Consider the following 17,580-nt stretch of genomic DNA (forward strand, 5'->3'; position numbering starts at 1 on the left):
CACGCAGATGGAAAACAGGACATGAATGTCCGGGCCAGGCGATTCCAAACTCGAATCCGCATGGCAGAGCGGTCCAAAAATACGATTGATCGGGGACCCTTCTTCTTCATCGCGACGAAGAGGTGTCCCCAGAACGTTTTCCCGAAAAAATCGTTGTCCATTTACTCAAAATGGCTTTCTGCAAGCCGCCATTTGGACAGAGAGGATGTTTTTTTAGATTGGTCGAATGAGACGGTGTTCGACACGAAGTCCCGGAAGGACGCCTTGAGAATAGCCCAGGACGCCAGTCCTGGGATCTTGCGGCGGTGTCAGCGTAGTCCCGTAGGGACGTTTGAAGCCTATCATTCCGTTCCCTGTGCATCGCTCGTCGCATTCGAGCCCGTGTCGTTTTACCCTTGTTCGAAAACATACAATGGTCAAATAGGCTTGCTTTTACGCTCGCCCTTTCACACGCCCCTACGGGACTATCGTTCGGTTTTTCCCGTGTCCCTGGAGTTCCTCCTGGGCTACAGTCAAACCGTCCCTACGGGACTAACCTGCCCTTCGTAAGACCCCATGGGAGGGGTGTCCTCTGCGGTTATGCATAAAGTCCATCGGATTAAAATGCACAAACTCCAAGGACAGCCTGGACAGTCTGTCCCACCCTTCCGGACAGCCTCGACAGTCCGCCGTACGCCGGCCGGTTCATACCGTTCCGCGCCGGTTTCCGCGCACAATCCTGCAACTGCACTGCACCGGTCACTTCGTGAAGAAAAAGCGACCGTTCAAATCCTTGTTTTTTTGGCTGCGCCGTGGCCCCTTGCCGGTTAGCCGCCCGCGCGACTTTTCCAATTCAAGAATACCACGTCTTTCCCGATATTGGCAAGCAAAAAAACAAGGCCGAAGGGGCAGGTCGGCGGCGGATCTTTTTTGCATGGAATAGACCCTGCTTGAGAGTACCGTGTTCTCGGAGTCGTGAAGGTCTCGGAATGTAACGCCGATTTCCAAATCGGCTTGCTGAAACACGACAGGCCGATTTGGAAATCGGCGCTACAAAGCGGCCATTTTCAATTTCAACACAAGATCTTGTTGCTTGATCCGATATGAAATTGCCCGGAAGTGCCAATCTTCCTGGAAGTTCTCATCCTTCTGTCTCAAGAACTCGGTACTCTCAAAGACCCTGTTATCGTTACCGAATATGGAGTGACAAATACGTTATGGACTTTTTTCGCAGCGCCGTCCCTCGGCCGTGCCTCCATGGCGAGTCGGCGTCCTTGGATTGCCCGTTTCCCCGTCGCGCCGTGTGAGGCCCCCTGACCGGTACAACCGGCGGGTTCAAAGGTGCAGCCAGTGTTCGAACATGAGGATGGCCCACAGGGCGTGGCCGTTGTCTTCATGACCGGCGTCGTGGCGTCTAAAAAGGGCGCGGACGGCGTTCTGGTTCAGAAAAGTTGTGCATCGGGCATTGTTTGTCAAAACCATTTCGGCGAAATGACGCCGGAGATCTTCGCGGAACCAGCGATGGATGGGTATCGCGAATCCCCGTTTGCGCCGGGCGAGCAATTCGGGGGGCAGGATCCCGCGTAAGGCGTGTTTGGCGACGCGTTTCGAGACGCCGTCGGCATATTTCAATCCAAAGGGCAGCGTGCCGGCGAATTCGACGAGGCGGTGGTCGAGCAACGGCACGCGGGCTTCGATCGAATGCGCCATGCTCATGCGGTCCACTTTCACGAGGATGTCGTCCGGAAGATACATGACCGTGTCCTGATACAGCATCCAATCATCGAAATTGCGCGGCCCGTCGCCGGCATGTTCCGAAAAGCGGTCCACGGCGTTTTGCGCAACGGCGTTGGCGAAACCCGTTCGATACAACGCGGCGCGCGCATCCGCGTCGAGGCACGTTTCGCGGCGGCGGAACGCGGCCCGTTCGTCGAGCCACGCATCCCGGCTGAACCGGCGCAGTTTGGTGATCGCCGGCGATGAGGGGACAAGATGCAGCGCCGCATCTATCAGCGACCGCAAAGCGGGCGGCACGCGCCGGTATGCTTGGACGCGGCGGGCGTTGTGCATCCAGGTATATCCCGCAAAAAGTTCGTCGCCGCCGTCGCCGGACAGCGCGACGGTCACCTGTTGCCGGGCAAGGCGCGAGACGCACCACATCGGCACGGCGGAGGAATCGGCGAACGGTTCGCCGAAATGCGCCATCAATTGCGGTGCGATGCCGGCCATGTCGGGATGAAGAACCGCTTCGGTGTGATCCGTGCCGAACCGTTTCGCGGCAATGCGCGCATAGGGCGTTTCGTCGGCGGCCTTGTCGTCGAAACCGATCGTGAAGGTCTTGACCGGCTGCGCGCTCATGCCCGCGAGCATCGCGACGACGCTCGACGAGTCCATCCCCCCGCTGAGGAACGCGCCCAGCGGGACGTCGCTGATCCGTTGTAAACGCACGGCGTCTTCCAACAGGGCTCGATACGCTTCCGCGGCGTTGTCGAGCGTCCATTTCGGATCGGGCGCGAATGCGGGCCTCCAATAGCGCTCAAGCGTCAATCGGCCTTTCTCGAAGATGAGTTTCTCGCCGGGGCGGAGTTTATGCACGCCGGAATAAACGGTGTCCGGCGCGGGGATGTAGAGGAACGTAAAATAGGCGTCAATCGCGGCGGGGTTCACGTCGCCGGAGAACAGGCGCGATTGCCGAAGCGCGCCCAGTTCCGACGCAAAGGCAAGCGTTTCGCCGTTCAATCCATAAAACAGCGGCTTGATGCCGAGCCGGTCGCGGGCGGCAAGCAGCCGATCCCGTGCGGCATCGTACAGCGCGAACGCGAACATGCCGTTGAAGCGTTCCAGCGCGGCGTCGCCGAATTGCTCGTAGGCATGCACGATGACCTCGGTGTCGCTTTGCGTGCGGAATACATGGCCGCGCGCCGCGAGGTCGGCGCGGAGTTCCTGAAAATTGTAAATCTCCCCGTTGAACACGACAACGACGGTTCCATCCTCGTTGGTCATGGGCTGATGGCCGCCGGGCACGTCGAGGATGCTCAGCCGCCGCATCGCAAGCGCGGCATGGCCTCCGCGCCAGACGCCGGCGTCGTCGGGACCGCGATGGATCATGGCGTCGTTCATGCGCGCGACCGCCTCCAGATCGGCGCGGTCGTCGCGCCGTGCATGGATGATTCCGCAGATCCCGCACATGATTAGCGATCCTTCCAGCGGGTTTGTTCGAGGAATTCCGCGTAAAGCGCGCGGTAGCCTTCGACCATGCGCTCGACGCTGAAGTGATCTTGCACGAACGAGGCGCCCCGCGCGGCCATGGCCCGGCTTTCTTCAGGATGGTCCAAGACCCATTCGACGGCATCGGCGAAAGCGCCCGGATCGCGCGAAGCGATCAGGCGGCCCGTGTCGCCGTCCGCGATCAGTTCTGGAATGCCGCCGACAGCCGCCGCGACGACCGGCCGCGAGGCGGCCATGGACTCGAGGATCGCATTTGGAAACCCCTCGGCTTTCGAGCAAAGCACCGAGACATCCATCAGCGCGTACAGGTCCGCGATGTCGGCAATGCTGGCCACGCGCGTGAAGCAATCGGACAATCCGCGGGCGCGAAGATTGCTTTCGACGGATTGTACAAGCGGGCCAATTCCGACCATGAGGAAGTGCACGTCGGCGCGTCTTCGCCGCAATTCCCCGGCCATGCGGACAAACAGGCCGTGGTCTTTCACGGGGCTGAAATTCGCGACGATTCCTACCACCCGGCTGCAAGGGGGAATGTTGTATCGCGGACGCAACCCATGCGGATCGGCACGGCGTATGAACAGGTCCGGCGCGATTCCGTTGGGAATGATGCGGAACAGGCGCGGATCGGCCCGTTCCTGCGCGATTGCGAATTCGGCCACGGCGCGGCTGTTCGCGACGACGCAATCCACCCATTGATTCGCCCGGCGCTGGATGAACAGGTGCCGCCTCTTTTTCCAAGTAGCGAGTTGACGGCGGCTCGAAATCACGACCGGCACGCCGGTCTGTCTTGCGGCCAGATTCGCATACAGATCGAACCCGAAGAGAAACGAGTGAACCACGTCCGGGCGGTGCGCCTCGAAGACACGCCGCAATTTCCACCACGCCGACGGATCCCATCCACTGCACACGCCCAATTCCATGACGCGCGCGCCGGCGCGGCGCGCTTCGCCGGCCAGCGCGCCGGCGCGGTTTGTGCATGCAACGGTCAAATCGCAATCCCTTGCGAGGCCCTGCAACAGATACAACAGTTGCCGTTCGGTTCCAGCGATTTCGAGCGAGGGGATGACATAACAGACACGCATCATGGCAGCGACCTCAGCAGGCCGAGCAGGCGCGGCGCGGCATCGCATAGCGCGTAGCGTTCTTCGACGGTGGCGCGGCCCGCTTCACCGATACGCCGGCGTAGCGCGGGGTCGCGCAGGCGGGCGAAGGCATCGAGCCATTCCGCATCGTTGTCCGCAAAGATCCCGTTTTCGTCATGGCGCATGAATTCGAGAACCGCACCGAACGGCGTCGCCACGCAGGGCACGCTACAGGCCATGTATTGCAACGCCTTGAGCGCGCATTTGCCGCGCATCCATTCTTCCTTGGGTTGCGGCATGATGCCGGCGGAAAAGGATCGGATCGTTTCGAGTTCGCGATCGAGCGACCACGGCGCGACTTCGGCGCCGTCGAATGGCACGCGCGCCGCATCCGCGCCGACCAGCCGCACGGATCCCCGCATCGCCGCCAATGCCCCGGCGGCGGGCGCGAGGCATACGGTGGTGCTCGCATTGCCTATCCAGCCGATGCGGAACGCGTCCTGCGGCGGGCCGGGAGTAAAACGGTTCGTGTCCACGACTGTCGGGAAATGTTCGACACGCGCGCCGGCGCCTTTCGCCGCTTCGGCCAGCCATGCGTTGCCCGCGAGCACAAGGTCGGCCATCGCGAACAGGCGGAGGATCTGGCTGCGATCCTCGATGGGGCGGCAGACGGGGGGCAACGGGTGCGGCGGCGCGAGATGAACCGCATCGTCCATGTCGTAAACGAGCCGGCGCGCCTGCGCGCGCAGCAATTCCGGCAACCCCCGGACGTATGCGGTCATGATGGCCTTCTGGACGAAGACCACATCATAACGGCGCGCGCCGAGGATTTGGCCGACGCGGCGAACCGTTTCGCGCGCGTGATACCAGAAGGGACGATGCCGCCGGTTCGGCCCGGTAAGCGCGTCCCATTCGGGAGCCGTCAGCGGGCATGCAACCGTGCATGAAATGCCGCGCGATTCGAGATACGGCACGAATTGCGCCACCCGGTACCGCGAACTCGCGGCCACGTCGGGATAGAGTGTCAAAAAAAGGACTTTCACCACGTGTTTCCCGGCAGCATGAGGAATTTGGACGTGTCCGGCAAAGGGACGTCAAAGGCAAAGATGACTTGACCAACGATCGCAGTGGCCATTTTGTTCTTTGAGTTCCCTGCCGAAAAGCCTTTTATGTTAGCAACGGCTGCACACGCGCCCATGCTTCGTCCACGGTTATGCGTTCGAGACAGGTTGGCCGGCCCCGGATGCAATGCCCCGGCGCCGCTTCGGTCTGGCCGTTGTTCCAACATCCCTGGCACGGCTCCTCGCTCAGAATGGCCTTCAGGCCGTCATCGCCGGGCATGAGTATAGAGGGATTCGTGGGTCCGAACAATGCCACCACGGGCGTGTCGGCCGCGCGGGCAAGGTGCATCAGTCCCGAATCGCAGCAAACAAGCAGCCGCGCCGCATGAAGAATGCAGGCGGCTTCGCGAACCGTCGTTTGCCCCATCAACGAATGTCGAACCCCGATGGGCTCGTCGTTGCGGCCCAATTCGACGACCGGGAAGCCGTACGCCTCGATGATTTCGCACAGCGCGCGCCAGCGATCCAGGGGCCAACGCTTGATCGCCCACGAGGCGCCCGGCGCCACCGCCACGAAACGCCCGCCGTATCGCGCGACGGACGGCGCGGACCAGTCCGTCAAATGGAGCCGCGGACGTTCCGCCGGTATTGGAATGCCCGCCAGGCGCGCGTAATGCGCGATACGGATTTCCGTGCGCGGCCCGCTGCGCAACAGGATGCAACGGTCCGGCGTCATGCGCTCATTGACCGCGTCCACCGCGGGATTGCCCTCGAGCAGTTCGGGAAAGTTGCACGACACGGCGATCCGGCAATCCGGAAACGCCTTTCGGAGTCCGCCGTAAACCGGAAGCGCCATGATTTCATCGCCCAGACGCCAGCAAATTTCAACCCGGATCGTGCGCGGGAGGCCAAGCAGACCCTTGACCCGCCAGCGGGCGGCGCGCATGCTCCGATCGAGAATACGGTTCATTTTTTCTGCTGTTGGAAAATCCATATCATGGAGGACGCCCGGGTAATCCGTCGCATCCGCGTGGGATTGGCCGGGTTCCCCATTTACAATCGTTTGACGCCAAATCCTCCGCCGACTTCAATGACGGCGCCGGTCGCATATCCAAATGCGCCTTCGGCCAGCGCGGCCACGGCCTTTCCAATGTCTTCGGGCGTTCCCCAGCGCGGTTGGAGCAGCAACCCATCGGCAATCAGGCGATCATATTTTTCCCTGACGCCGGCGGTCATGTCGGTGGCGATGATGCCCGGTCGGATTTCGTACACATTGATGCCGTACTCGGCCAAGCGCACGGCGAAATTCCGCGCGACCATGCTCAGGCCGGCTTTGCTGACACAATATTCCGCGCGGTTCGGGCTGGCGGTATCCGCCGAGATGCTCGTGATAAACACGATGGACGGTCGTGACGCCGAGTCGTCATGTGTCTGCCGGATCATCTGCCGCGCCACCCGCTGCGTGAAAAAAAACGGTCCGCGAAGATTGATTCCCATCACACGGTCGTAACTTTCCGTCGTCGTATCGAGAATATCGAGCCGCGTGGCCGGCGCGACGCCCGCATTGTTCACCAGCAGGTCAATGCGCCCGAACGCGGCCAGCGCCTCGTCGAGCAGGCTGGCGTGACAGGCGAGGTCCGCCAGATCGCCAATGACCGGCAGGCACCGCGCGCCCAGCGCCTCGATGCGCGCGGCCGTTTCCCGCAACGGTCCTTCCAACCGCGTCGCCATCGCGGCGATATCGTACCCGCGGGCCGCCAGTTCGAGCGCAATGCCGCGTCCGATACCCCGGCTCGCGCCCGTTACCAACGCTACTGCCTTGCCCATGCGACCACCTCCTCCTTTTCTCCGAGGGCTTCATTTTGTTCCACCGGCATCCTGAAAACAACCCCGCGCACGCGAAACCTTTACGGCCTTTCGGGTATATCACGGATGGATGACGCTTTTTGTGAATTGACAGGCTTTTGCATACAATGGCCGGGCCGTGCGTACCAACACAAATAAATATCTTTGCGATGGACTTGGTGTCCTTGCCGTACTATTCGCCGCCGTTGCTTGGGCGGATTACCCCCCGCTTTGCCTCGAAATAAGCCCGGACCATCCCCTTTTCCTCTTCCAACATCCGGGCGACGAATCCCTCGACACCGGCGCCTACGCGCAACTCGTTATCCAGGCATGGAACCAACTGCCGGGGGATTTACACACGTTGTCGGCGATACAGGTCGAAGCGCGCGGCCCCGATGCCGCGTCCCGGCATGCATGGTTTCGGCGTCTCTTGATGGCGTTACAAGATGCGGATGTGCCCGTGGCCATTCGCATCGGCGACGGACGCACGGCGGTTTATCATCCGTTGGGCCGCATCGAGGAATTGTTGAGCGAGTTCACGTGCGTCAAGGGCATTCAGGCTGCCGACATCCCCTTTGAAGAATATCCGCCGCCGGGCACAACGGAATCACTGGGTCCGGCGCCGATCGTAAAATGGCTGGCGGACGGCATCGAGTTGGCCGCGCGGTACGGGCGGTTCTACGCCATTTCACTCGATGAAATCCGCTGGCTGCGCGTGATGGCCAACGAGTCGTGCCTGCCGTTGTACCAGCGTATGCGGGAATGCGCGCCGTACATCGTGCCGATTGCGGCATGCCGGGGCGCGCATGTGATCCCCCAGATTTCGGCGCTGATGGGCATGTGGCTTGAAGGCGCGGCGGGCCAATGGGGCATCGGTCCGGATTCGGCATGGTACCGGGACGCGCGATTCATCGCGCCCGGAATCGTCGGAATGGCCGATCCACCCGCCAACATGCCGTCCGCCCTTTATCGCGCGATGATCCTCGACGGCGCCATGACCGGCGCAACGGTGTATTCGTTTGCCGCGGGCGCGGATTTGTGGTTCGGCGCGGCCCGCGGCCATTGGGACGAGTCCATCGAGCCCGCCTTGCGCCAGATCCTGGATCTCGGCCTGATCGCGCGCAAGGAATTCGTGGACAAAAAGACCCGTGTGGCCTATCAGGCGGGCCTTGCGCGCACGCCCCAGGATTTTCACGTTACGCTGCGCGACGCCGATGCGGTGCTGGACGCGGGAAATCTGATACATGCCGCCTATGGAATGGAACGCCCCGGACAGATCGCCGAACTGATCCCGAATTCAGGGCGCCACTACTGGATCCCGATCTTGTCGGCCATCAGCACCGAAGCCGCTTCGCAATCGTTCGAGGTCATCGTGCCGCCGGGCACACAACCATCCGTCGAAGGCTGGCGCGAACTGCTCGGCCGCTATTACCAGCCCGACGGCGAAGGCACGGCGTTCATCGCCAATGTCGGGCGGGGCCTGTTCATCATGAACACCCGCGAGAACGACCTCGAACCGCAGACCTTCAAGGTGGCCGCCGTGCCCGCGCCCGTGCGCGGATTCGAGGCCCGGCGCCAGGAGGACGGCGTGCTGGTGACCTGGCCGTTCCGGGAGGGCGACTTGACGTACAAGGTCTACCGGCGCCTGCTGCCCGATATGCGCTGGACCCTTGCCATGGGAAGCGCGGAGAGCCGGCGTTACCTCGATGCCGCAGCGGATCCCGCGCAGACGATCGCCTACGCCGTGACGGCGTTGACCGAGGACAAGGAACCCTTCGAGGGGATCGTCAATTACGGGGAATACCTTGCTTTGAGCAATGTCGAAAGCCGGATTGCCGAGGAAGTGGTCATTGGCCCCCTGTTGGGCTTTGCCCAGAGCCAGCCCGTGGCCGCCGCGCCCGCCCCGCCGCCGAATCCGGCGCCATGGTGGATGCCGTCCGCCGGCCTTGGCGCGGATCATCAACCGATCGCCCTCGCCGTCGCGCGGCAAATCGAGGCGCTGGACGCGGCGTTTCGCGCCGAGAATCTCGACGGCGTCATGGATGTCTACTCGGCAAATTATGAAGACGCAACGGGCTGGCGCGTCCTGTATGTCCGGCGGGCGTATCAGTGGTTCTTCGAGCATTACAACGCCTGTCGCATGGACCGGCAAATCCGGCAATGGGATTTTTCCGAATACGCCGGCGGCAAACAGGTCAAGGTGCTGATCTACTGCCGTTTTTCCGGTTATGCCGTCAGCGATCCCGGCGGACGCATCGCGGACATGCCGGCGTGGTTTCCGCGTGAAAACCGCGGCGAAACCACGCTCACATTCATTGAAGAGGACGGCGCGTGGCGTATCGCCGGATCGAATCCCGCCTTGCCCAACATGCGGGACATTCTTGGATTTTCCGCCAGCCCCTTCGACAATCTGCCCGTGGGTCCCGACCGGTAAGACGGCTTTGGGTTTTGCAAACGGGGTCAGGCGCGCTTCATTCGCGTCGAAATCAGGGCCACTTGGCCGTATTTTACGCCCATGTGGGCAGCGATGGCTTCGCACTTCGCGCGAAGGATGAGAAACACGTCGCCGGGAAATTCGTCGAGGGTTTCATAGTTTCCCTGGCCTTTGGCCACCAGCATGTCCGCGCGGCGGAGACGATCAATGAACGCAGGCGGCACAAGCCCCAGCGGCGATCCGATGAATGCGCCGCCGTTGTCAATCACTTCGCACAACGACGCCAGTCCCACGTGCTCCGCGTCTTCGCGCAACACGTCGTTGAGGATGGGCGCGGCCTTGACGACGGCCGTGACGCGGGTATGTTTCAACAGTTCTTCGATGAGAATCTTGTCGAAAACGATTTCGCCCGCATTGTCGAGCAGGAAGACCAGATCGCGGGATCGCGTGAGGGATTCGCGCAAGGCGGGGGTGTGATCGATCGCGAACCCTTCGCGCATGACCTCTTCGACGGTGGCGCGAACGTCAATTCTGCCGGCGTGCCGGACGCCGAGGTCTATGATGTTACCGGCCGCCGACAGGTAGAGCGCCGCGGCCAGCGGATCGGCGGCATCGGCCACCAATGCGCGCAGTTCCGGTTCGAGCGCAAGCGCGGCTTCATTTTGCGCCCGCTTGATCTCCCGGTAGGGGTCCGCGATACCGGTGACCACCCGGACGGTATCGTAAATGAACAGCGACAACTCCCCCGGGGACTTGTCGAGATCGCACAAGGGCACATGGGCGGCGACACGGTTCAGAATCTCGCGTTGCGACGCGGGGTCGTCCGTCGCCACGCGTGCCGCGCGCAGCGCTTGCGCGACCAAACATTCCAGACAATCAAGCGTGGCTTTCACGATACCTCCATCAACAACCGGCGATCATGATTTCAGAAATTAAAAATGACGGCGCGCCGTAGGGACCGAAAAAGCGAAGGTCGCAACCGACACCCACGATACCCATCAGCAGATCCTTGATGTTTCCGGCCAGCGTGACGCCGCGAACAGGGCTGGCCGGCTGCCCGTTTTCGATGGCGAGACCCGCCACGCCGAAACTGAAATCGCCCGAAATCGGATCGGCGGTGTGGACGCCCATGGCGTCGGTAATGTACAACCCGTTGCCCGCGGCCGCGAACAGGGATTCCGGCGTCGCTTCGCCGGGGACGAGATACGCGTTCGACGGCCCGACTTCGGGCGTCGAACGAAACCCGCCGCCGCGCATTGCGTTGGCCGTGACGGAAGCGCCCATTTTGCGGGCTGTATATGCGTTGTGCAGATAGCCGCGCAAAACACCGTCTTCGACGATGGGCTTTGCCGCCGCAGACACGCCTTCTCCGTCGAACGGCGCGCGGTTGATCCCCTCCGGCAAATCGTTGCGGTCCGTGATGGTCACATGGGCCGACGCGACATCGTCGCCCATCCGGTTTGCAAACAGCGACTTGCCCTTCAGCACGTTGTTGGCCATGAAGGCCGCGCCGATCACGCCAAGGAACTGTGTCGCGACATACGGGTCGAAAACGACCGGCATACGTCCGCCCGCACACGGCTTGCCGCCCAACAGGCGCGTGGCGCGCGTGGCGCACGTGTCGCCCACCCAATCCCACCGAAGCGCATCGAACCGGCGCGCCACGTCGAATTCCCATCCCATTTCGGAATCGCAACCGGCTTGGGCCGCGGCGGCCACAACCGAACAGGACGCGTGCGCCATGCGATAGGAGCGGAAAAGGCCGCGCGAATTCGCCACGGTCCATTCGATTCGACTGTCGTGATAGGCGGCCTTCTGAATGTGGCTGATCCGGGCATCGGCGGCGAGCACGCGATCTTCCAGGGCGCGGCAGGCGTCCACCTTGCGCGCCACCGGTATCGCGGCAAAATCTTCTTCGGCCCAATCGTCGTCCGAAACGGCGGCTTCGTCCGGCAATCCGTTGAATTCATCCGGTTCGTCGATCCGCGCGTTTTCGCAGGCCGCCGCCACGGCCTGAGCGATGCCGGCGTCGTCCCCGCTGGTGTAGGCGAAACCGAGGCGCTTGTCCGGAGTGAACACGCGCACGCCGATGCCGATGGATTCCGCGCGCACCAGCGTCTCGACCTGTTTCCGCGCCACTTCGATTTCAAGGTCTACGCTGCGCGCAAAGAAAATCTCCGCTTCGGCGGCGCCGAGATGCAGCGCGGCGTCAATCGCCTGTTCAATGCCCGGGCGATCCATGACTATTTCCCGGACTTGGCGGCATCGGCCAATGTTTTCGCGAACGCGCCGACTTTCGACGGCATGTCGGGAACATCGCCCAGCCGGCCGATCAGGCGGACAATCGCGCTGCCCACGATCACGCCGTCGGCGTATCCGGCCACCTCGGCGGATTGCTCCGGCGTCGAAATGCCGAAGCCGACCGCGACGGGCAGCGATGCGTGACGCTTGATTGCGGCGACCATTTCGGACACCGACGTTTCGATATCCGCGCGTTCGCCGGTCACGCCGGTTCGTGATACGTAGTAGATGAATCCGCTCGATTGCCGTGCGATGAGCGCGATACGTTCCGGCGAACTCGTCGGCGCAATCAGAAAGATCGTGGCGATGCCGCGCGCATCGAGCAGCCGCTTGTACCCCTCTGCTTCTTCCGGAGGCAGGTCCACGCACAGCACGCCGTCCACGCCCGCGTCCGCTGCGTCGTTCGCAAAGGCCTCGAGGCCGTATGCCAACACCGGGTTCACATAGGTGAACAAAACCAGCGGAACCTGTGTCCGAGCGCGCATCTTCTTCACGCGCGCGATGATCTTGCGCAGGCTTGTTCCATGGGCAAGGGCGCGCTGCGCCGCTTCCTGGTTCACGACGCCGTCGGCCACAGGATCCGAAAACGGCACGCCGAGTTCGATGACATCCGATCCCGCGCGTTCAAGTTCAGCGACGAGTTCTTCCGTGGCGTCGAGCGTCGGATCGCCCGCGGTAATGTACGGAATAAAGGCCGGTTCATGCCGCTGGGCCAGTTCCTGAAAACGTTTTTCAATGCGATTATTCTTCATGGATCGATCTCGTCAAGGGTTCAAAGCCTTGGAAAACCTCTTCCTCGCGAGAAGAAGTTTCCCCGGAAATTCCTGTCATGACGGCAATAGCCATGATTCAAAATACCTCGCCGGGCAGAATGAACCGGGCGGCCTGCTGCACGTCCTTGTCGCCACGTCCGGACATGTTTACGATGACGATGGCGTCCTTGGGCATTTTGGGCACGACCTTCGCCGCATGCGCGATCGCGTGGGCGCTTTCGAGCGCCGGGATAATTCCCTCGAGGCGGCTTGAAAGTTGAAAGGCCTCCAATGCCTCGTCATCCGTCGCGTACACGTATTCGACGCGTCCACTCTTGAAAAAGTGGGCATGTTCCGGCCCCACGCTGGCATAGTCGAGACCCGCCGAGACGCTGTGCGTGCCGAGGATCTGCCCGTCGTCGTCCTGCAGGACAAAACTGTACGCGCCCTGCAGCATGCCTTCGCGTCCACCCGCGAACCGCGCGGCATGTTCGCCGCCCGCGATGCCGCGCCCGCCCGCCTCGACGCCGATCATTTTGACCGACGGTTCGCCGAGGAAATCGAAGAACAGGCCGATCGAATTGCTGCCGCCGCCGACGCACGCGATAAGCAGGTCCGGCAGGCGCTTTTCGGCGTCGAACAACTGTCGGCGCGCCTCGCGCCCGATGACGCTCTGAAAATCGCGGCAGATCAGCGGGAACGGGTGCGGCCCATGCACCGTGCCGAGCACATAATGGGTGTGGCCGACATTCGTCACCCAGTCGCGCAGCGCCTCGTTGATCGCGTCCTTGAGCGTCTTGCTGCCGGAGGAAACGGGGATCACACGCGAACCGAGCAGGCGCATGCGGAAGACGTTCAATTTCTGCCGTTCGATGTCTTCCGTGCCCATGTAGATGTCGCATTCGAGGCCGAGCAGCGCGGCGGCGGTGGCCGTCGCGACGCCGTGTTGCCCCGCGCCGGTTTCCGCGATTAGGCGTCGCTTGCCCATCCGTTGGGCGAGCAACGCCTGGCCCAGCGCGTTGTTGATTTTGTGCGCGCCGGTGTGCGCGAGATCTTCGCGCTTGAAATACACCTTCGCGCCCCCCAGATGGTCAGTAAAGCGCTTCGCGAAATACAGCGGCGTCGGGCGTCCGATATATGTGGCCTGATAATCGCGCAACGCGGCCTGGAAGGCCGGGTCGGCCTGGGCGTCCGCGTAGGCGCGTTCGAGTTCGTCGAGCGCGCACATCAGCGTTTCCGGCACGTATTTGCCGCCGTACGCGCCGTAGCGTCCACGCGCGTCAGGATAGCGGTAATCGGGCTTGTCGGATGAATTCACGGATTCGCTCATGATCTTTCTTTCCAGGGGCGCACTCGACGCCGCCCGATGTGTCCACCGCATAGGGGCGGACGGTTCGTATGGCTTCGGCCACGTTTTCGGGCGTCAATCCGCCGGCCAGAATCACCGGGCGGCCCAGTTCAACCACACGCCGCGCCACATCCCAGTCGCACGTCGTCCCCGTGCCGCCGTGCGCGTTCGGTGCGCCGGCGTCGAGAAGGATCGCGGCGTCCGGATACGCCCGCACATCGCCCGGATCGAAGGTCCCGAACACGTGAAACACCTTGATCAGGCGTCCGGGAAATCCGGCACAGTCTTCCGGCGGTTCCTGGCCGCACAGTTGCACATAGTCGAGAAACGACAGGTACTCGGCCCACCGTTCCGGCGGTTCGTTCACACATACGGCGACGGCGTCAACGAAGGGCGGCATCTTTTCGACGATGCGCAGGGCGGCGTCGGGTGCGATGTAACGGTTTCGCGCGCGCGCCTCGGGCGCGAACACGAAACCCAGCGCGTCCGCGCCGGCGTCACATGCCGTCATCGCGTCGTCGTAGTTCGTAATTCCGCAAATTTTAATCCGCATCGTTGCCCAGCAACTCCCGTATCTTCGCGGCAATGTCCGGACTCGTCATCAATGCCTCGCCGACCAGTATCGCGTCCACGCCGGCATCTTCCAACATCCGCACGTGATCGCGCGTGTGGATGCCGCTTTCACTTACCAGCGCCAGCCCAGCCGGCGCCACCCGCTTGAGCCGCAGCGTGGTTTCCAAGTCAATGGCCAGCGTGTCGAGGTCGCGGTTGTTGATCCCGATAATATGCGCACCGGCGGCGACGGCGCGGTCCATTTCGGCTTCGTCGTGCGTTTCGACCAGCGCGTCCATGCCCAGTTCATGCGCGAGCGCCAGATAATCCTTCAGTTGCGCGTCCGACAGGATGCGTACGATCAGCAGTATCGCGTCCGCGCCATGCGCCCGCGCCTCGTAAACCTGGTATTCATCCAGGACGAAGTCTTTGCGAAGACACGGGATTTTCACGTTCCGCCGGACATTCGACAAGTCCTCCAATGAACCGTCGAAATACTGCGTGTCCGTCAGAACGGATATCGCGCGCGCGCCGAATCGTTCATATAAACCCGCGAGTTCGACCGGATTCGCGCCCGCCGCCATGACGCCCTTCGAGGGTGATTTTCGCTTGATTTCGGCTATCAGACTCATTCCCGGACAGCGCAAAGCCGCATGGAACCCGCGTGGCGGTTCGATAGAAGACATCGCCTCCACCAGCCGGGACAGGGACGCTTCCGTTTTTGCGCGTTCGACTTCCGCGCGTTTGTTTGCACAAATCGCGTCAAGAACCATGGCTCAACCGAATCATGTGTTGCAGCGCGGTCCATGCGGCGCCGGAGTCTATCGAGGCCGCCGCCACCGCGATTCCGTCATCCCACTTTTCCGCCATTTTACCCGCGATGATCGCCGGCGCGGCATTCAACAACACAATATCCCGGCGCGGGCCGCGTTCCCCCCGCAGGACGCGCTTCAGAATCGCGGCGTTGGTTTCGGCATCGCCGCCGAGGATTGCGTTGCGCCCGGCACGGGCCAGCCCAAACGCGCGGGGGTCCACTTCGTAGCAGCGAATCGTGCCGTCATGCGCTTCGGCTACGCGGGACGGCCCCGAAAGCGTCAATTCGTCCAACCCGTCGGACCCGGCGCACACGAAGGCATGCCGCGATCCCAATTGCGCCAGCACCTGCGCCAGCGGCTCGACCAGCGACGCGTCGAACACGCCCATGATTTGCCCGCACGCGCCCGCCGGATTCGTCAAGGGGCCAAGGATGTTGAACACGGTCCGGATCTTGAGATCCGACCGAACCGGCGCGACGTGCCGCATTGCGCCGTGCAATTTCCGCGCGAACAGGAATCCAATCCCCGCCTCGTCTATGCAGCGCCCTACCGTTTCGGGTTCCGCCTCGATGTTCGCGCCAAGCGCCTCGAGCACGTCCGCGCTGCCGCACCGGCTCGTTGCGCTGCGATTACCGTGTTTCGCCACCGCCACGCCCGCCCCCGCCGCCACGAAGGCCGCAGCCGTCGAAATGTTGAACGAGCCGGAATGGTCGCCGCCCGTTCCGCACGTGTCCACCAGCGGACGTCGCGTTGTGGGCACCCGCGTCGCCATCGCGCGCATGACTTCCGCGAATCCGGTGATTTCGTCTACCGTCTCGCCCTTCATGGCCAGCGCGACGAGAAATCCGCCGATCAGCGCGGGCGCCGTTTCGCCCGACATGATCGCGCGCATGGCGTTCGCGGCCTGTTCCCGCGTCAAATGCTTCCGCCGGACGACGGAAGCGATACATTCCTGGAGCATGTTGTCTGCTCTCCGTTTGCGGACAATCGGAAAGGACGGCCCGCCCTGCATTCGGAAAAGCGAACTCTAGCAACCGCGTCCGCGCCTTGTCAATCGGCTCATTGCAGGCGGGTGCGCCGTGTGGTACGCTTGAACCGGCATGATAGAGATTCTTCGCAAGGCATACCGGCTCGTTCGCTACGGGAATCGGATGGCGCGGCTGTTGCGCTTGGCGAACATGGCCGAAATCCGATGGCAGCGGCGGCGTCTGCTGACGCATCCGCCCTTTCTGTGTCTGGATCCGGGGCCCGTCTGCAACCTCCGGTGCCTGAGTTGCCCGACGGGCGACGGAACCTCGCTGCTTGCCAAGGAATTCCTCGAACCGGACACGTTCGAGCGCATCGTGAAGAACATCCGGCTCGATCGGCTGGTTCACGTAAACCTTTACCGGCTCGGCGAGCCGTTGTTGAACAGGCATCTGGCGGAATACATCCGTTTCTTTGCGGACCGCGGCATCTTTACATCCATCAGCGTCAATTTTTCCGCGAAGGACTACGACGACGATTACCTTGCGGCGCTGTGCCGGTCGGGACTGGACGAAATGGTGGTCAGCGTGGACGGCACGACGCAGGAAACCTACGAGAAATACCGGATCGGCGGCCATCTTGAACGCGTGTTGGGGAATCTGCGGCGGATGGCGGCCGTAAAACGTTCCATGGGCTTGTACAAACCCCACGTGGTCTACAAAATGCTCCTGAACCGTTTCAACCAGCACCAAGTGGACGAAGCCCGGAAACTCGCCGCATCGGTGGACGCGGAATTCTACCAGCCGCATTTTTTCTGGACGCCGCAGGGAGACGAGGACACATGGACGGCGGACGAGTTTCGCGCGCGCTACGGCGACACGCCGCAGACCTATCTCGAAACCGACAGCCGGCACCGGTACGTGGACACCGAATGCCGCCAGCTTTGGAACACGTTGCAGGTCAACGCGAACGGCGACGTTTTCCCGTGCTGCTTTTATGTGGACCCGTCCGTGGCGGTGGGCAATCTGCTGTACGATTCCGCGGAATCCATCTGGAACGGCGATCGCATGCGTTGCCTGCGCGGTTATGTGGTGGACCGGGAGGCGCCGCCGCCCCCGTTTCCCAACCGTTGTGCGGGGTGTTCGCACCGGTTCTGCACCTACTGGAATAAAGAACGTCCGTGATCCGCTGAAAAACGACGTTTCCGCCGCTGGCAG

14 protein-coding genes are annotated in these 17,580 nt (G+C 62.4%); 2 read left to right on the forward strand and 12 right to left on the reverse strand.

Annotation, left to right across the window (positions count from 1 at the left end; translation table 11 throughout):
• Positions 1–1,314: 1,314 nt before the first annotated feature.
• The 5 genes from asnB to P5540_16200 form a co-directional block, all read right to left on the reverse strand.
• Positions 1,315–3,168, reverse strand: a complete 1,854-nt coding sequence (asnB, locus tag P5540_16180) for an asparagine synthase (glutamine-hydrolyzing) (GenBank protein HRT66355.1) — start codon at positions 3,166–3,168, stop codon at positions 1,315–1,317.
• A gap of 2 nt (positions 3,169–3,170) precedes the next feature.
• Positions 3,171–4,292 carry a glycosyltransferase gene (locus tag P5540_16185; GenBank protein ID HRT66356.1) on the reverse strand — a complete coding sequence of 374 codons (1,122 nt, stop codon included), beginning with the start codon at positions 4,290–4,292 and terminating at the stop codon, positions 3,171–3,173.
• A complete protein-coding gene (locus P5540_16190) occupies positions 4,289–5,332 on the reverse strand; it encodes a glycosyltransferase family 4 protein (GenBank protein HRT66357.1) in 1,044 nt (347 codons plus the stop codon). The genes P5540_16185 and P5540_16190 overlap by 4 nt, the downstream gene beginning before the upstream one ends.
• Before the next feature lie 124 nt (positions 5,333–5,456).
• Positions 5,457–6,320 carry a glycosyltransferase family 9 protein gene (locus P5540_16195; protein ID HRT66358.1) on the reverse strand — a complete coding sequence of 288 codons (864 nt, stop codon included), beginning with the start codon at positions 6,318–6,320 and terminating at the stop codon, positions 5,457–5,459.
• Between the two features lie 83 nt (positions 6,321–6,403).
• A complete protein-coding gene (locus tag P5540_16200) occupies positions 6,404–7,177 on the reverse strand; it encodes a 3-ketoacyl-ACP reductase (GenBank protein HRT66359.1) in 774 nt (257 codons plus the stop codon).
• Positions 7,178–7,334: 157 nt separating this feature from the next.
• Here P5540_16200 and P5540_16205 point away from each other — a divergent pair, with 157 nt between their 5' ends.
• A complete protein-coding gene (locus P5540_16205) occupies positions 7,335–9,629 on the forward strand; it encodes a hypothetical protein (GenBank protein ID HRT66360.1) in 2,295 nt (764 codons plus the stop codon).
• A gap of 26 nt (positions 9,630–9,655) precedes the next feature.
• Here P5540_16205 and P5540_16210 read toward each other — a convergent pair whose 3' ends face one another.
• From P5540_16210 to trpD, 7 genes are all read right to left on the reverse strand, one after another.
• The gene (locus P5540_16210) at positions 9,656–10,522 is read right to left on the reverse strand and encodes an ARMT1-like domain-containing protein (GenBank protein ID HRT66361.1); all 867 of its coding nucleotides are present in this window, start codon (positions 10,520–10,522) and stop codon (positions 9,656–9,658) included.
• A 10-nt stretch (positions 10,523–10,532) separates the two neighbouring features.
• A complete protein-coding gene (locus P5540_16215; protein HRT66362.1) occupies positions 10,533–11,870 on the reverse strand; it encodes a TldD/PmbA family protein in 1,338 nt (445 codons plus the stop codon).
• Between the two features lie 2 nt (positions 11,871–11,872).
• Positions 11,873–12,682, reverse strand: a complete 810-nt coding sequence (trpA, locus tag P5540_16220; GenBank protein HRT66363.1) for a tryptophan synthase subunit alpha — start codon at positions 12,680–12,682, stop codon at positions 11,873–11,875.
• A gap of 97 nt (positions 12,683–12,779) precedes the next feature.
• Positions 12,780–14,012, reverse strand: coding sequence for a tryptophan synthase subunit beta (gene trpB / locus P5540_16225; protein ID HRT66364.1), 1,233 nt, complete (start codon positions 14,010–14,012; stop codon positions 12,780–12,782).
• On the reverse strand, positions 13,963–14,583 hold the full coding sequence (locus tag P5540_16230) for a phosphoribosylanthranilate isomerase (GenBank protein HRT66365.1): 621 nt from the start codon (positions 14,581–14,583) through the stop codon (positions 13,963–13,965). The genes trpB and P5540_16230 overlap by 50 nt, the downstream gene beginning before the upstream one ends.
• The gene (gene trpC, locus P5540_16235) at positions 14,573–15,355 is read right to left on the reverse strand and encodes an indole-3-glycerol phosphate synthase TrpC (protein HRT66366.1); all 783 of its coding nucleotides are present in this window, start codon (positions 15,353–15,355) and stop codon (positions 14,573–14,575) included. Before trpC ends, P5540_16230 begins: the two co-directional genes overlap by 11 nt.
• On the reverse strand, positions 15,345–16,358 hold the full coding sequence (gene trpD, locus P5540_16240; protein ID HRT66367.1) for an anthranilate phosphoribosyltransferase: 1,014 nt from the start codon (positions 16,356–16,358) through the stop codon (positions 15,345–15,347). The genes trpC and trpD overlap by 11 nt, the downstream gene beginning before the upstream one ends.
• A gap of 139 nt (positions 16,359–16,497) precedes the next feature.
• Between trpD and P5540_16245 the strand changes: the two genes are divergently transcribed.
• Positions 16,498–17,547 (forward strand): radical SAM protein, encoded by a 1,050-nt coding sequence (locus tag P5540_16245; protein ID HRT66368.1) that lies wholly within the window; start codon positions 16,498–16,500, stop codon positions 17,545–17,547.
• Positions 17,548–17,580: the final 33 nt, after the last annotated feature.

The organism is Candidatus Hydrogenedentota bacterium, assembly GCA_035450225.1.
GTDB lineage: Bacteria > Hydrogenedentota > Hydrogenedentia > Hydrogenedentales > SLHB01 > DSVR01.

Excerpts from the sequence above, each read along its gene's own strand:
- asnB (HRT66355.1), bottom strand. The coding sequence starts at position 3,168 with ATGTGCGGGATCTGCGGAATCATCCATGCACGGCGCGACGACCGCGCC.
- P5540_16185 (HRT66356.1), bottom strand. The coding sequence starts at position 4,292 with ATGATGCGTGTCTGTTATGTCATCCCCTCGCTCGAAATCGCTGGAACC.
- P5540_16195 (HRT66358.1), bottom strand. The coding sequence starts at position 6,320 with ATGAACCGTATTCTCGATCGGAGCATGCGCGCCGCCCGCTGGCGGGTC.
- P5540_16200 (HRT66359.1), bottom strand. The coding sequence starts at position 7,177 with ATGGGCAAGGCAGTAGCGTTGGTAACGGGCGCGAGCCGGGGTATCGGA.
- P5540_16215 (HRT66362.1), bottom strand. The coding sequence starts at position 11,870 with ATGGATCGCCCGGGCATTGAACAGGCGATTGACGCCGCGCTGCATCTC.
- trpA (HRT66363.1), bottom strand. The coding sequence starts at position 12,682 with ATGAAGAATAATCGCATTGAAAAACGTTTTCAGGAACTGGCCCAGCGG.
- trpB (HRT66364.1), bottom strand. The coding sequence starts at position 14,012 with ATGAGCGAATCCGTGAATTCATCCGACAAGCCCGATTACCGCTATCCT.
- P5540_16230 (HRT66365.1), bottom strand. The coding sequence starts at position 14,583 with ATGCGGATTAAAATTTGCGGAATTACGAACTACGACGACGCGATGACG.
- trpC (HRT66366.1), bottom strand. The coding sequence starts at position 15,355 with ATGGTTCTTGACGCGATTTGTGCAAACAAACGCGCGGAAGTCGAACGC.
- trpD (HRT66367.1), bottom strand. The coding sequence starts at position 16,358 with ATGCTCCAGGAATGTATCGCTTCCGTCGTCCGGCGGAAGCATTTGACG.
- P5540_16245 (HRT66368.1), top strand. The coding sequence starts at position 16,498 with ATGATAGAGATTCTTCGCAAGGCATACCGGCTCGTTCGCTACGGGAAT.